General features: G+C 61.4%; 12 protein-coding genes and 1 pseudogene. 4 read left to right on the top strand and 9 right to left on the bottom strand.

Annotated features, from left to right (window positions below):
* Positions 1–56 precede the first annotated feature (56 nt).
* The 3 genes and pseudogenes from VL129_RS02090 (at position 57) to VL129_RS17100 (ending at position 1,895) form a co-directional block, all read left to right on the top strand.
* Positions 57–800, top strand: a complete 744-nt coding sequence (locus VL129_RS02090; protein ID WP_325409564.1) for an SDR family NAD(P)-dependent oxidoreductase — start codon at positions 57–59, stop codon at positions 798–800.
* Positions 801–806: 6 nt separating this feature from the next.
* A pseudogene (locus VL129_RS17105) lies at positions 807–1,439 on the top strand (methyl-accepting chemotaxis protein); the annotation flags it as partial.
* Positions 1,440–1,487: 48 nt separating this feature from the next.
* Positions 1,488–1,895, top strand: a complete 408-nt coding sequence (locus VL129_RS17100) for a CZB domain-containing protein (RefSeq protein WP_414705114.1) — start codon at positions 1,488–1,490, stop codon at positions 1,893–1,895.
* A gap of 11 nt (positions 1,896–1,906) precedes the next feature.
* On the opposite strand, the gene mapR is transcribed toward VL129_RS17100, so the two are convergent.
* The 6 genes from mapR to nirJ form a co-directional block, all read right to left on the bottom strand.
* On the bottom strand, positions 1,907–3,310 hold the full coding sequence (gene mapR, locus VL129_RS02080) for a GntR family transcriptional regulator MpaR (protein ID WP_325409560.1): 1,404 nt from the start codon (positions 3,308–3,310) through the stop codon (positions 1,907–1,909).
* Between the two features lie 53 nt (positions 3,311–3,363).
* Positions 3,364–4,764 carry a cytochrome c oxidase accessory protein CcoG gene (gene ccoG / locus VL129_RS02075; protein ID WP_325409558.1) on the bottom strand — a complete coding sequence of 467 codons (1,401 nt, stop codon included), beginning with the start codon at positions 4,762–4,764 and terminating at the stop codon, positions 3,364–3,366.
* Positions 4,765–4,943: 179 nt separating this feature from the next.
* Positions 4,944–5,462, bottom strand: a complete 519-nt coding sequence (gene sodC / locus VL129_RS02070; RefSeq protein WP_325409556.1) for a superoxide dismutase [Cu-Zn] SodC — start codon at positions 5,460–5,462, stop codon at positions 4,944–4,946.
* Between the two features lie 133 nt (positions 5,463–5,595).
* Positions 5,596–7,113 (bottom strand): nitrite reductase, encoded by a 1,518-nt coding sequence (locus VL129_RS02065; protein WP_325409554.1) that lies wholly within the window; start codon positions 7,111–7,113, stop codon positions 5,596–5,598.
* Positions 7,104–7,925: a uroporphyrinogen-III C-methyltransferase gene (cobA, locus tag VL129_RS02060; RefSeq protein WP_027589877.1), complete on the bottom strand. Its 822-nt coding sequence runs from the start codon at positions 7,923–7,925 to the stop codon at positions 7,104–7,106. The genes VL129_RS02065 and cobA overlap by 10 nt, the downstream gene beginning before the upstream one ends.
* A 57-nt stretch (positions 7,926–7,982) precedes the next feature.
* Positions 7,983–9,170, bottom strand: coding sequence for a heme d1 biosynthesis radical SAM protein NirJ (gene nirJ / locus VL129_RS02055; RefSeq protein ID WP_325409551.1), 1,188 nt, complete (start codon positions 9,168–9,170; stop codon positions 7,983–7,985).
* 251 nt (positions 9,171–9,421) lie between these two features.
* Between nirJ and arfB the strand changes: the two genes are divergently transcribed.
* Positions 9,422–9,835, top strand: a complete 414-nt coding sequence (gene arfB, locus VL129_RS02050; protein ID WP_325409549.1) for an alternative ribosome rescue aminoacyl-tRNA hydrolase ArfB — start codon at positions 9,422–9,424, stop codon at positions 9,833–9,835.
* A gap of 116 nt (positions 9,836–9,951) precedes the next feature.
* On the opposite strand, the gene VL129_RS02045 is transcribed toward arfB, so the two are convergent.
* From VL129_RS02045 to VL129_RS02035, 3 genes are all read right to left on the bottom strand, one after another.
* Complete coding sequence (locus VL129_RS02045) at positions 9,952–10,656, bottom strand: hypothetical protein (protein ID WP_325409547.1); 705 nt, start codon at positions 10,654–10,656, stop codon at positions 9,952–9,954.
* A 94-nt stretch (positions 10,657–10,750) separates the two neighbouring features.
* On the bottom strand, positions 10,751–12,961 hold the full coding sequence (locus VL129_RS02040; RefSeq protein ID WP_325409545.1) for a S8 family peptidase: 2,211 nt from the start codon (positions 12,959–12,961) through the stop codon (positions 10,751–10,753).
* Between the two features lie 4 nt (positions 12,962–12,965).
* On the bottom strand, positions 12,966–14,053 hold a 1,088-nt coding region (locus VL129_RS02035; RefSeq protein ID WP_325409543.1), incomplete at its 5' end, for an AAA family ATPase.

The following is a 14,053-nucleotide window of genomic DNA, read 5'->3' as shown; positions in this document are numbered from 1 at the left end:
CCCGAGCGGGCGGCTTGTCCGAGTCCCCGGTTCGGCCGGCGGCGGGAGGTAGGTAGATGAAGATCGAGTTGGAGAATCGCCTGGCGGTGATCACCGGAGCCAGCTCCGGCATCGGCCTGGCACTCTGCCGGCTGTTGCTGCAGAGCGGTGCGCGGGTGCTGGGATTTTCCCGTACCCCGGGCGGACTGAACGAGCTGCTGAGCGTGTACCCGGATCAGCTGATCTGGCACGCAGGTGACGTGACCAGCCACGAGGACCTGCAGGGCCTGGCGCAACGCGCAGCGAGCCTGGGCCCGGTGGATTTCCTGGTGCCCTGCGCCGGCCAGGTGGAACTGGCCAGCGCGCTGGATCTGGCCGCCCAGGATCGCCAATGGGCCGTGAACGGCGCCGGCGCGCTGAATACCCTGGCGGTGCTGGCCAATCAGCTGTCCACGCAGTCCTCGGTGGTGTTTGTCGGCAGTTTCCTGTCGCGCTGCACCTTTGCCGGCCTGGCCGGCCATATCGCCGGCAAGGCCGCGCTGATGGCGCAGGTGCGCAACCTGGCGAAGGAATTCGCCCCGCTGCAGGTGCGTATCAACCTGGTGTCGCCGGGGCCGACCGCCACCGGCTTCTGGGAGCAACTGGGCCTCAACGACGACGAGCTGGACGCCCTGGCCGAGCAGGTCGGCCGTCGGCTGTTGCCCGGCCATTTCCTCGAGGCCGCCAGTGTGGCGCGGGTGATCGTGTTCCAGCTCAGCGAAGGCGCCCGTGGCGTCTATGGCCAGGACTGGGTGGTGGACAACGGCTATACGCTGGGTTGATGACGCATGTTCAAGTGGAAGCGGGAAGCCGCCCAGTGGCGGGATGAATGCACCCGCCTGCGCGGTGAGCGGGATGCGCTGGCGCAGCGTGTGCGGGCGCTGGAAGAGGCTCAGGCGGCGGCACGAGAGGCCGCCCGGCAGCAGCAGCGCCGGCAGGCGTTCCAGCAGGGCCTGGCCGGTCATCTGTCCAGTTTCGGTGACTCGCTGGGGGCGCTCGGCGACTCCTTCGACTACCTGGCCGGCCAGTTGGCGCACGACCGCGGCGATGCCGACCGGGTGGCCGAGGCGGCGCTGGACAACCAGCGCCAGTTCGATGTGCTGCAGGACCGCGCCTCGGACATGGAGAGCGGCCTGAACGAAGCTGCCCGCCAGGTCGAGGCGCTGACCGGACGCTCCCGGGAGATCAACCGCATCGTCGAGTTGATCGCCGGCATCGCCGCGCAGACCAACCTGCTGGCGCTCAACGCGGCCATCGAGGCGGCGCGCGCCGGCGAAGCCGGGCGGGGTTTTGCCGTGGTGGCCGGCGAGGTGCGCCAACTGGCGGAAAAGAGCGCCCAGGCCACCCAGGAGATCGTCGCGCGCATCGGCGAGGTGCAGAGCAATATCGGTGAGGTCAACCAGTGCATCGAGGAGCAGGGCCGCCAGGCCCGGGGTTTCAGCGAAACCACCGGCGTGGCGGTGACGGCGATGCACGGGCTGCACGCGCTGGCGCTGCGCATGCGCCAGGGCATCGAAGCCTCCGCGCGGCGCGCCGCCATCGAGCGCGCCAACCTGGATGAGCTGGGGCTGAAGTTCGTCGTCTACAACCACCTGCTGGGTAACGGCAACGACACGCCGCAGCTACCGGACGAGCACGCCTGCCGTTTCGGCCAGTGGTACTACGCCGAGGACCGCCGCGAGCGCGAGGGTGCGTTCCGGCAGATCGAGGCGCCGCACACCGCCGTGCACGACGAGGCCCAGGCGGCGCTGGTCGCCTATGATCGCCAGGCGCTGGAGGATGCCCTGCGGCACCTGGGCGGCATGGAACAGGCCAACCGCGAGGTGATGCGCATCGTCAACCAACTGGTGGCGGAGCGCGAAGCGCACCCCGGGTAGCGGGCGCCGCCTCAGAAGGAGTGCAGGATGCGTCCCAGCACTCCCATGGCCCGTTCATGGGCGGCGCTCCACGGATGGCCATGGTTGAGCCGGGCGCAGTGGCCGAAGCCCTGGCTGGCGGAGAAGATCGGCCCGGGGGCCAGGCTGATGCCCTGGGCCAGCGCCAGCTGGAACAGCAGCAGGGAATCGACCCGCTCGGGAAATTCGAACCACAGGAAGTAACCGCCGGTCGGCTGGGTGACCCGGGTGCCAGCCGGGAAATGCCGCGCCGCCGAGGCCAGCATCGCACCCTGCTGCACCTCCAGCGCATGGCGCAAACGCCGCAGGTGGCGGTCGTAGCCGCCATGCTGCAGGTAATCGGCAAGCGCCGCCTGGGCGGGCACCGAGGGCGAGAGGGTGGTCATCAGCTTGAGCCTGGCGATGCGTTCGGCGTAGCGTCCGGCCGCGACCCAGCCGACCCGGTACCCCGGCGCCAGGCACTTGGAGAAGGAGCTGCAGTGCAGCACCAGGCCCTCCGCGTCGAAACTCTTCACCGGCCGGGGTGGCCGGGTGCCGTAATACAGCTCGGCGTACACATCGTCCTCGATCAGCGGCACCTGGTGGTGCTTGAGCAACTGGTAGAGCGCGCGCTTCTTGTCGTCGTCCAGGCTGGCGCCGAGCGGGTTCTGCAGGCTGCTCATGAACCAGCAGGCACGAATCGGCAGCCGCTCCATGCGCTCGGCCAACTGTTCGAGATCGATGCCGGTGCGCGGATGCACGGGAATCTCCACGGCCTTGAGCTGGAGGCGTTCCAGCACCTGCAGGCAGGCATAGAAGGTCGGCGACTCGATGGCCACCAGGTCGCCGGGCTGGGTGACGCATTGCAGGGCGAGATTGAGCGCTTCCAGCGCGCCGTTGGTGATGACCAGCTCCTCCAGCGGCAGCATGACGCCATGCACCATGTAGCGCAGGATGATCTGCCGGCGCAGGTCGGGATTGCCGGCGGTCATGTCGGCGATCACCTCGTGGGGCGACAGGTTGCGCAGGGCGTGCGTCATCGAACGCGCCAGGCGCTGCAGGGGAAACAGGTCAGGACTGGGAAAGGCCGAGCCGAACGGTACCGTGTGCGGGTCCTTGAGCGAGCCGAGCACCGAGAACACCAGGTCGCTGACGCCCACCTCGGTGGCCTGCGCCGAAGGCGGCGCCGCCTCGGGGATCGGCAACCGGCCCTGCTCGCGAACGAAATAGCCCGAGCGCGCCCGGGCCTGGATCAGGCCCCGGTCTTCCAGCAGGTAATAGGCCTGGAACACCGTGGACGGGCTGACCCCATAGGTGCGGCTGGCATGCCGCACCGAGGGGAGCTTTTCGCCGACGGCCAGCACACCGGTGCGGATGAGTTCGGCGATCTCATCGGCGAACTTCTCGTAGCGTTTCATGCTGTCCTGGTCCGTTGCTGCATGGGCGGCACTCTAACGCGAAGCGACGGGCTTCAGCGATGCGGCGCAATGAAGGTGGAGCGCGTGTCGATCCGGCGCTCGGGATGATCGAGATCGTGGAGGGCGAAACCGATCTCCAGCGTCGCGGGCTGTCCCCGATCCGTGACGCGGGTGACGCTGACCGGAATATCCAGGATCTCGCCGGCCGCCAGCCTGAGCTCCGCCGGCGCGTTCAGCCGCAGCGCATCGCCGGCTGCCAGTGACAGCCGGTAACGGGCCGGGGCCTGGGTTTTGTTGATCAGCTTGAGGCGGTAGATGTTCTCGATCTGCCCCTCGGCGTTTTCCCGGAACAGGCCTCGGTCGCGGGTCACGTCCAGCGACAGCAGCGGCCGCGCGGCCAGCGCCCAGATGAACAGGGCGATCATGATCAGCAGGGCGGTGGCGTAGCCGACCAGGCGCGGCCGCAGCCAGTGGGTGCGCCCACCTTCCAGTTCGCTTTCCGAGGTGTAACGCACCAGGCCGCGGGCATAGCCCAGCTTGTCCATGACGGTGTCGCAGGCGTCGATGCAGGCGCCGCAGCCGATGCATTCCAGTTGCAGGCCGTCACGGATATCGATGCCGGTCGGGCAGACCTGCACGCACAGCGTGCAATCGATGCAGTCGCCCAGCCCGGCGGCGCGCGGGTCGCTGTCCTTGCGGCGCGCCCCGCGCGGTTCGCCACGGGCGCTGTCGTAGGCGATCAGCAGGGTATCGCGGTCGAACATCACGCTCTGGAAGCGCGAGTAGGGGCACATGTCGCGGCAGACCTTCTCGCGCAGCCAGCCGGCATTCAGGTAGGTGGCGGCGGCGAAGCCGGCGACCCACAGCACGCCGGCGTCGAGCAGTCGCAGCGCCAGCAGATCCTGGAGCAGGCCGCGAATCGGCGTGAAATAGCCGACGAAGGTCAGCCCGGTGACCAGGCTGATGCCCAGCCACAGGCTGTGCTTGGCGCTGCGCTTGAGCAGCTTGCCCGGCGACCAGGGCGCCGCGTCCAGCTTGATGCGCTGGTTGCGGTCGCCCTCGGTGACCTTTTCCACCCACATGAACACCCAGGTCCACACGCTTTGCGGGCAGGTATAGCCACACCACACCCGGCCGGCGGCCACGGTGATGAAGAACAGGCCGAAGGCGCAGATGATCAGCAGCGCCGACAGCAGGATGAAATCCTGCGGCAGGAAGGTGGCGGCGAAGATGTGGAACTGGCGGCTGGCCAGGTCCCAGAACACCGCCTGGCGGTCGTTCCAGGTCAGCCAGGCGGTGCCGAAGAACAACAGGAACAGAAAGCCCGAGCCGAGCATGCGCAGCGTGCGGTAGCGCCCGCTGAAGCTGCGGGTATGGATGGCGCCTTCAAGCGGGCGAGCCGGCTTGCCGGGGTCGATTGTCTCGATGACCCGGGCGGGGATGCGTTCGTTCATGGGAGGTTCCCGACAGTCGTAATGGGCTGCGGGAATGATCGGGGCCGGACTGGTTGAAAAACAGACTCAGGTTTTTGAGAAAAAACCGTATCAGATGGAGCGGACGGGCGTGGGTACCCCGGTGGACAGTCTGACGCAGCCGGGCGGGACCTTGCGTCCCGCCGGCCGGATCGATGCGCCTACTGGATCACCCCGCAGGCCACCCGCGCCCCGCCACCGCCCAGCGGTTCGGGATGGTCGGCATGGTTGTCGCCGCCGATGTGCACCATCAGGGAGCGACCCTTGATCTCCTCTTCCTTCTTCAGACGCGGGGCCAGCACCGGCTGGCGGGCGTTGCCTTCTTCGTCCACATACAGCGCCGGCAGGTCGCCCAGATGCCCATCGCCCCAGGGCGTGCCGTGCTTGCCGGTGTTCTGCGGATCGTAATGCCCGCCGGCGGCTGCCGCCGCGGTGGCGGTGCCATTGACCTCGGCCGGTTCGCAGCTGGGTTTCTGGTGCACATGGAAACCGTGCAACCCGCTGGGCAGCCCGCGCAGGTTGGGGGTGAAGACCAGGCCGTATTCGGTAGTGGTGATGGTGACCTCGCCCAGCGCCTGACCGACGCCATGGGCATCGACCGCGTGCAGGGTGACGGTGGTATCGGCAACGGCGGCGCCGCTGCCGAGCAGCAGGGCCAGCAGGGTGATGTGCAGCTTCATGGGCTCTCCTCAAGGGCGGATGGTCGCCTGGAGAGCATAGCGAGGGGGCCGGAAATCGCCGGGCGCCAATGCGGATGGCACCGACGCCGCGTCCGGCGGCCAAGGCGTAGCCTTGACCGCCGGACGGTTGGCGTTAGTGCGAGGTGCCTTCCACGAAGCCGATCTTGTTGCCCACGTTGTACTTGCCCGAGGGCTTGTTCATCGGGATGCGCTTGATCTCCTTCAACGTGTCGGACTCGATCACCAGCAGCGCGCCATCGGTGTCCCACACGCTGAGCAGCAGGTGCTTGCCGTCGCGGGTGAACTCCACGTGGGCGGCGTTCTTGCCCGGCATCGGCCGCAGGGTATGCGCGACCTTGAGGGACTGCTTGTCGATCAGGTGGATGGCGTCGTTGTTGGGGCCGAAGAACACGTCGGTCCAGGCGTACTTCGAGTCGGCGTGGCTGCGCATGAAGAAGCCCGGGCCCTCGGTGGGGATTTCCTCGATCAGCTTCCAGCTCTGCATGTCCAGCACCGAGATCAGCCCCTGGCTGACGTTCGGGGTGGCGAACACCCACTGGCCGTCGCGCTGCCAGTAGATGCCCGAGCCCAGGTGCGGCATGCCCGGCAGCGGGATATCGGTGAGCGCCTTGCCGCTGTCCAGGTCGATCACCTGGCCGCCCTTGGCCTTGCGCGAGGTGGCCAGCAGCTGGCGGTAGTCCGGGGTGAAGGAGAAGTCGTCGAGGAAGTCCGCCGCCGGGATACGGCGCGGTTCGAAGGTCGGCGTGCCGGCGTAGGACAGTTCCCAGACTTCCTGCACGTCCTTGAGCGCCACCACGAAGCTGTCGCGCGGCGGCGCGGTGTACACGGCGCTGACGCGGGAGATCGTGCCGTCCAGACCCTTGGCCGGGATGCGCTTGACCAGCGACAGGTCGCGGGCATCCAGCACCACCAGCTCGCCCGGCAGGTAGTTGCCCACCAGCGCCCAGCGGCCGTCGTTGCTGACCGCGAGGTTGCGGGTGTTCAGGCCGGCGCGCACCTCGGCAATCATCTTCAGGTTGTGCAGGTCGTAGACGCTGATCCAGCCGTCGCGGGAAGCGAAATACACGAAGCGCCCGTCCGGCGAGAACTTCGGCCCGCCATGCAGGGCGAAGTGCGACTGGAACCTGGCCAGCTCCTCGAAGCGGTCGCCATCCAGGATGCGCACCTGATGGTTGCCGGCTTCCACCACCACGAACAGGTTGAGCGGATCGGCGCCGTGCTGCGGGGTGTCCGGCAGCTTGCTCACGTCGGCCAGCAGACGGTGGCTGGCGCGCAGGTCGGCGTCGGTCCATTGCGGCGCCACGGCGGGCGGGGTGTACAGGTAGTCGGTCAGCGCCTGGATCTGGCTGTCATCCAGCAGGTGCCCGTAGGCCGCCATCTGGCTGGCGGGGCGGCCGTCGCGGATCACCTTCTTCGCCTCGGCGGGCTTCAGGCGGCCGAGGCTTTCCGGCAGCAGCGCCGGGCCGGCGCCGCCCAGGCGGTTCTCGCCGTGGCAGGCCAGGCAGTGCTGGCGGTACAGGCTGTCGGCATCCAGCGTCGCGGCGGCGGCCTTGGGAATGCACAGGTCAAGGGCCACGAAGGTGGCCGCCGGCAGGGCGGCGACGGCCAGCAGGGTCATGATCAGTCGCATGGGTCTTCCTCCGTGGCGACGAGGCGCGCCGGGAACTGCGGAGTGCGCTCAGCGAACAGACCGACCACCTTGCCGATCACCGTCAGCGCCGGCGCGCTCAGCTGGTTGCTGCAGGCCATTTCCTCCAGCTCCGCCAGCGTGCCGCGCACCACGCGCTGATCCGCATGGGTGCCGCGGCTGATCAGCGCGGCCGGGGTATCAGCGGCCAGGCCGGCGGCGATCAGCTGGCGGCCGATCACCCCGAGGCTGGCCAGGCCCATGTAGAACACCAGGGTCTGGCCGCCATTGGCCAGGCTGCTCCACGGCAGCTTCAGCTCGCCGTCCTTCTGCAGGTGGCCGGTGATGAACTGGCAGGAATGCGCCAGGTCGCGGTGGGTGAGCGGGATGCCGGCGTAGGTGGTGCAGCCCGAGGCGGCGGTGATGCCGGGCACCACCTGGCAGTCGACGCCCTGGTCGAGCAGGAATTCCAGCTCCTCGGCGCCACGGCCGAAGATGAACGGGTCGCCGCCCTTCAGGCGCACCACCCGCAGGCGGTCGCGGGCCAGGTCCAGCAGCAGCTGGTTGATCTGTTCCTGGGGCAGGCTGTGATAACCGCTGGCCTTGCCCACGTAATGGCGGGCGCAGCGCGCCGGCAGCAGGGCCAGCAGTTCGTCGCTGACCAGGCGGTCGTAGACCACCGCGTCGGCCTGTTGCAGCAGGCTCCAGGCGCGCAGGGTGAGCAGGCCGGGATCGCCGGGACCGGCGCCGACCAGGGCGACCTCGCCGGGTACGAGGGACGCGTGCAGTGCAGGGGGGAGGGTGAGCTGGTCCATGCGGACTCCTTATCTCGTCTCATCGGCGGCTCTGGTGGCCGCTTGTGTCGGATGCGGTCAGGCGAGCTGCACGCTGGGAATGCATGGGGCCTCGGTCAGGCCGATTTCCGTGTCGCTCAGGTAGCAGCCGGGGTCTTCGCCCCACAGGTTGCCCTCGGCCCAGGCGCGGGTGCGCGTGTTGCCGTTGCAGATGGGCAGCCACTGGCACTGGCCGCAACGCCCCTCGATGGCGCGCGGGTGTTCACGCAGGCGCAGCAGCAGCGGGTCGGGGTTGTCCAGCCAGATGTCGCGGAAACTGCGCTGGCGCACGTTGCCCACCGTGTGCTGCCACCAGTAGGTGTCCGGGTGCACGGCGCCGGTGTTGTCGATGTTGGCGATGCCGCTGCCCGAGGCGTTGCCGCCCCAGGCGCGCAGCATCTTCTCCAGACGCGGAGCGTGCTGCGGCAGGCGCTCGCGCACCCACTGCAGCAGCAGGATGGCGTCGGCGTCGTTGTTGCCGGTGACGAAATCGGTGTCGCGGCCGTTCACCACGTCGGCCCAGGCCTGCTCGAACAGCTGGCCCATGGCGTCGCGGGTCATGCGGTGGTGGGCGTCGGCCTTGCGGCTGCGCTTGCCGCGCCCGCTGTAGTTGAGGTGCGAAAGGTAGAACTTCTGCACGTCGTGCTCGCGCATCAGCGCGAGGATCTCGGGCAGTTGCGGGTAGTTGTACTGGGTGAGGGTGGTGCGCAGGCCGACGCGGATGTCGTGCGCCCGACACAGGTCGATGGCGTGCATCGAGGCGGCGAAGCTGCCCTTGAGCTGGCGCCAGTCGTCGTGCACGGCCTCCAGGCCGTCGATGCTGATGCCCACATAGTCGTACTGGGCGGCGACGATCTGGTCGATGTTGCCCTCATCGATCAGCGTGCCGTTGGTGGACAGCGCGACGAAGAAGCCCTTGTCCCGCGCGTAGGCGGAGAGCTCGAAGATGTCCTCGCGCAGCAGCGGCTCGCCGCCGGAAAGGATCAGCACCTTCACCCCGGCGGCGTGCAGGTCGTCGATCACCCGCAGCGCCTCGGCGGTGTCCAGCTCGTCGCGGAACTCGCTGTCGGCGGAAGTGGCATAGCAGTGCTTGCAGGTGAGGTTGCAGCGGCGCAGCAGGTTCCAGATCACCACCGGCGGCCGGGTCCCCGGCGTGCCCCGCGCACCGAGCACGGGCCCGGCTTCCGGCCGGGCCAGCGCGCGCAGGTAATGGCTGATTCGCAGCATGGACAATTCTCCTCGCGAGACCGAATAGGCCTCCTTTGGGTGGGAGAATTACCGAGGCGGGCGGGGCATACCTTGATCGGAAACAAAAAAAGCCCGACGGGTTGGGGAATCGTTGCCGCCTCACCCGTGATGCCACGTCCGGCGGTGCCGTGGGTGGGCACGCCGCTGGGTTCTGCACCAGTCGGAACCGCGGGTCGCGGCCCGGCGGGGCCGGGGTTATCCTGTCGGCCCGGTCATTCCGCGAGCCCGCCATGCTGCACATTTCCAACTCCGTCGAGCTGCCCGACAGCGAAATCGAGCTGAGCGCGATCCGTGCCCAGGGCGCTGGCGGGCAGAACGTCAACAAGGTGTCCAGCGCGCTGCACCTGCGCTTCGATATCCGTGCCTCGTCGCTGCCGGAGTTCTACAAGGAACGCCTACTGGCGCTGCGCGACAGCCGCATCACCGCCGACGGGGTGATCGTCATCAAGGCGCAGCAGTACCGCACCCAGGAACAGAATCGCGAGGATGCCCTGCAACGCCTGGCCGAACTGATTCGCAGCGCTGGCAAGGTGGAAAAGGCCCGGCGCCCGACCAAACCGACCCTCGGCTCGAAAAAGCGGCGGCTGGAAGGCAAGAGCCAGCGGGCGGCGATTAAGGCTGGGCGGGGGAAGGTGGAGTATTGAAGGGGGGCACGAGCAGGCGGGGGATGCGGTCTGGCCGGCGAATTCTGCCAGGGGAGCGTTCCGGCTGTTGCAGAGGAAATTAATTGCCCCTTTTTCCTCTCGCGTGTTTCTTAAATTTACTTCTTTCCCTTTATTGATTTTAAATGATCCTCGAAGTCATCATAGGTTCGCCAGCCCAAGAATTTTATTATTTCAAAGGCAAAATTTCTTTGAGACTTTGGGTCCCATACCTTGCCGTCAGCTCTTACGGCGTCGAGATTTTCAAAAATTTTAACAACGTGTTCTGATATTTCCTTGGGATTTTCGTAGTGAATACTTTGGTTGCGTCCCTCCCAGATAATGAGCTTTACGGGAATTCCTTGGATATTGGTGCCATCAGGTGCATTTTGTGGCTTTCCATAATTTAGGGAGATACATTGCTTCGCGATTTGAAGGATTGCACCTGAAAGAGCAGAGATTGAAGCTGATTTTGCGTCAATACTATCGTATGTTTCTTTGATTTTGCGCTCCATCTCCGCTTTAGGTTGGGCCATTTTTTCGTAAGCTTTAGCTGCCTGTGCATGGTAGTAATTGGCGGCAGGGTGGTATTCATTTGCTAAAAAAATTTCATGCTTAAAATCAAATTCAAAGAGTAGAGCTTTAAGCTGTTCATTAAGATTTTCTAAGATTTTGAAGTCTGTCCAAACAAGCTCAATTAGGGACGAAACAGCAAATTTTGTTTCTTCTAAGTATTTCTTCATTTGCTCTGCTGCAGGTTGGTTGGCTAGTTTCTTCTTTCCTTGGCTCAGCTGTAGTAGGTGCGGGCCGGGCATTTTCGCCAAATGTGCAGCTCTGTCTCCAGGACGACTGCGGCCGGAAAGCAGGACTGTAATGCGGTATATCTATAGCGCTTCCTTGCGCAGAGTTCTGTTACTTTCAGCTTACATGAATATCATGATTAAGTACGGCGCTTTCTAAATCGGAGTGCATAGATCGTATGGTTGAATCGTAGACGGTAGAGTTGTTGTCTGGCGCACTTAAGGTCAAAACGAATGACACTTCTTGAGGTTCTAGTTCGGAGTGATGGTTCAGGTCAAATTGATAAAGGTCGCGCGTAAATATTCTGGCGTTTAATCGCATAGTGGTACCAGATATGCCAGTCCCTTTGTGGGTTTTAATATGATTGCGGATCGGGTTCCATTTTGCCAGATCAGCTCGAGCTTTGGCCTCATTTTCCTTGTCCTCGCGCATGCTGCCAGCCAGGCTGATAGTTCTTCCGTTGTTTGATGTGGCTTGTAATGAAGTCTGTAGGCGGGATGAGAAGTAATTTTCTCCTACAGAACCGGAAGTTAGTGGGCGTAAAATGGCGGTCAGTGCCACGGTTCCTGCAAATTTTCCGTTTTGAATTAGCTCAGGGGGAATTGATATATCGCTCCAATAATAGTTGTACCCTGGTTGTAGTTTTGCTGACCAAGCTAAAGTAACATGACCAGGAGCGCAGAACCATGGTAGATAATTGTCGCTCCACGGTGTGCCCCATCCGATAGAATCACTATGGGCAAAAAGCTCTGCTCTATTAATTAGAAGGGCTCTGACTAAGTCTGGTGTCGCGCCCTTCATGTTTTCAAATGTGTGAGCGGCCAGAGATGAAACCAGTGGAGTGCTAAAGCTGGTGCCAGTGTCAATGGCCCCTCCGATCATACGTAACTCTGAAAACCAAGAAAGATCAGGCTTTTTCATTCCTGCAGGAGCTGGGCCTCTTAAGCTGAATTTGCATCCTTCACCTAGGCTTCCATTTTTAATGTCATAGGTTCTTCCGCTGACCGTAAGTGCAGCCTCGCAGTCCGCGGGGGGGGAAATACGTTGATTGCTCGGGTTATGATTAATATTTCCGGCCGATATAATAGGAAGGATGCTGTACTTCCGGGCTAGCTTGCTAATTTCATGGCCGAGATAGCTAACTTCATCGTTCGAATCCCTGGAAGCTATCTGGTTGAAAGACAGGTTCCATACCCTGGAATGTTCAGCTGTTTGGGTTGCAACTTGGTCTAAATACTTCAGAAGTTGTCGATGGTTTGGTGCTTTGGGAGCGGTATCCTTGCATATTGCTTGTGCCGAGATAAATGTGCACTCCAAATTGGGTAGTGGTCTGTTGTTGTTCCAGGCGTGAGCATGGCATATTAATGATGCTACTTTATTGCCGTGAGCCAAGTTTGCATCACTGTCATTGACTAGTTTTTGTACAGATAGCTTTTGCAAGGGAAGGTAGCTTTGTGCTGAAACTCCGCCATCAATTATGACAACAGTAGGTGATGATTTGGAGATGAATGCTGGAGTGGGCTCTTTTCCAGTGCCTGGTGCGCTAGCGGTTCTAATGTGCGGAGCTGGTTCTATTCTATAAATTGCACCAGAAGACAGGATTCGCAAAAAATCATTTTTGCTCGAGATGCTAATGGAGAATGCTGCTTCTCCAGTGGTGACATATTTCTGTAATTCCTCCTCTAAACCTGCTGGTCCGTCGGCTCCCTGAAGGCGAATTTCAAAATCCGGATGACCTAGGCTGCAGTCAACTGCTGAAAGAGTAGATTTTATTTTTTCGGCTAATTCATTTCTTGAGGACAGGTTCTTGAATGGCTTTAGCCAGATGTTAAAAGTTTTATGGCCATTATCAATAGGTAGGTTTTCCCATGTGTCATCAACGGTTGAGCCTCTTAACGTCTCGTTTGTATCGAAGGGGGTTATACTTCTAATTCTCGAAATGTCAACTAGGTCTTTGATTTTTCTGGTTGATTGTATGTGATTTGAAAGTTCTTTAAGCTTGCTGCGATCTATTTCGACTAGAAAGCCTTTGTATGCCGGCGCGACTATTCTGCTGCCAACTCGAGAATCGAAAAGATCGGTTGGTGTCCAGCTTGGTGAAAGCGAATCCTCATCCATTTTGGCTATGATGTGGGTTTTTCCAGCAAAGATCGTTTTGTCAATATCCCCCCTGTCAATATCCTTGACCGCCGCTGAAAGATACGATTTTTTGGAGATGAGGTCCGTAGACTTTATCCCTTTTTCGTTTTTCCCTCCTCCAGTCACTGTTTTGGGGGTGGGAGATTTGAGAAAGTTCAGGATTGGGTTGACCACGGGACGATCTGACATACTGCTAGTCCTTTAGATATGTTGATAGTGTTTGGCGACTTGTTTTGATAATGGTGAGAATTTCTGCTTGGCTCAATTTGAATCTTTTGTGCAAAAGCCGGCATATATCTTTCTTGTTATGGTTTTCTATTGTTGTAGTTTCGTATGAGGCTTCTGATGAGGCAAGCACCTCGAGTGTGGTGGCCTGGAGGTCGATAGTGTCTCCAGATATGACTGCGAGTCTTCGTGCGGATAGCGAGATGGATTCGATCTCGGCACCGCTTAGGCCATCTGAAATTTTGGCTAGAGCGGAAGTGGTCGCGGTTTCCCCTTTTTCTTGAAAGAGGAAGTAGTTCCATAAATGCGTGCGAAGGCTGAAGTCCGGCTTTTCAAATTTCATCCGGTATGGGAATCTGCGCCAAATGGCCCGGTCTAGTAGCTCAGCATGGTTGGTGGCAGCAATTACTATCGCTTTATCGTCGAGTGAATCAATAGCTTGGATTAGCGTGTTGACAACTCTTTTGAGCTCTCCTAGCTCATGTTGGTCATTGCGTAGCTTTCCTATTGCATCAAACTCATCTAGAAAGATGATTCCGTTTTTGCCAGGCACAAAATCGAAAACGTTTCGAATGTTCTTTGCCGTGTCACCTAAAAGGGACGATATTAAGGAATCGAGCCGAACAACATACAGAGGCATGTTTAGTGTTTGTGCGATATGCCCTGCTACTAGTGTCTTGCCTGTTCCCGGTGGTCCAGACATTAGTAGATTCATTTTTCCAGTGAGGCCGTGATCAAATAATAGGTCGTAGTTTTTTACGCTAGAAATAAATGCGTCGAAAGTTTTTTTCAAGTTTTCATTTATAAAGGCCGGGCATGACGGCCAAGCTTGTTCTTCAATCAGAGCGCTTCGGGACTTTGGGTCTATAGGAAGTGCTTCTGAGTATCCGGAAGCCCGTAAGGGGACACCGTTGCGTCTAATTGCAAGTTTGATTTTTTTGCTTATATCGGGTGCCGAAGCTGCGGAATAGCCTGCTATCCGATTACAAATTTGTCGCACGCTTGTGTAGTCAGCGTTCAGGGAGGCTTCAATAAGGCCGAGCAGGTCTTGAGCGG

The sequence above is a fragment of the Pseudomonas sp. genome (genome assembly GCF_035497915.1).
Lineage (GTDB): Bacteria > Pseudomonadota > Gammaproteobacteria > Pseudomonadales > Pseudomonadaceae > Serpens.
Note: the sequence above shows the minus strand (reverse complement) of the source record. Positions and strands in the feature narration are given on the sequence as shown.

Coding starts and splice junctions, on each gene's coding strand:
- arfB (WP_325409549.1), top strand. CDS start 9,422: ATGCTGCACATTTCCAACTCCGTCGAGCTGCCCGACAGCGAAATCGAG.
- mapR (WP_325409560.1), bottom strand. CDS start 3,310: ATGAAACGCTACGAGAAGTTCGCCGATGAGATCGCCGAACTCATCCGC.
- sodC (WP_325409556.1), bottom strand. CDS start 5,462: ATGAAGCTGCACATCACCCTGCTGGCCCTGCTGCTCGGCAGCGGCGCC.
- ccoG (WP_325409558.1), bottom strand. CDS start 4,764: ATGAACGAACGCATCCCCGCCCGGGTCATCGAGACAATCGACCCCGGC.
- VL129_RS02040 (WP_325409545.1), bottom strand. CDS start 12,961: ATGTCAGATCGTCCCGTGGTCAACCCAATCCTGAACTTTCTCAAATCT.
- nirJ (WP_325409551.1), bottom strand. CDS start 9,170: ATGCTGCGAATCAGCCATTACCTGCGCGCGCTGGCCCGGCCGGAAGCC.
- VL129_RS17100 (WP_414705114.1), top strand. CDS start 1,488: ATGCACGGGCTGCACGCGCTGGCGCTGCGCATGCGCCAGGGCATCGAA.
- cobA (WP_027589877.1), bottom strand. CDS start 7,925: ATGGACCAGCTCACCCTCCCCCCTGCACTGCACGCGTCCCTCGTACCC.
- VL129_RS02090 (WP_325409564.1), top strand. CDS start 57: ATGAAGATCGAGTTGGAGAATCGCCTGGCGGTGATCACCGGAGCCAGC.
- VL129_RS02065 (WP_325409554.1), bottom strand. CDS start 7,113: ATGCGACTGATCATGACCCTGCTGGCCGTCGCCGCCCTGCCGGCGGCC.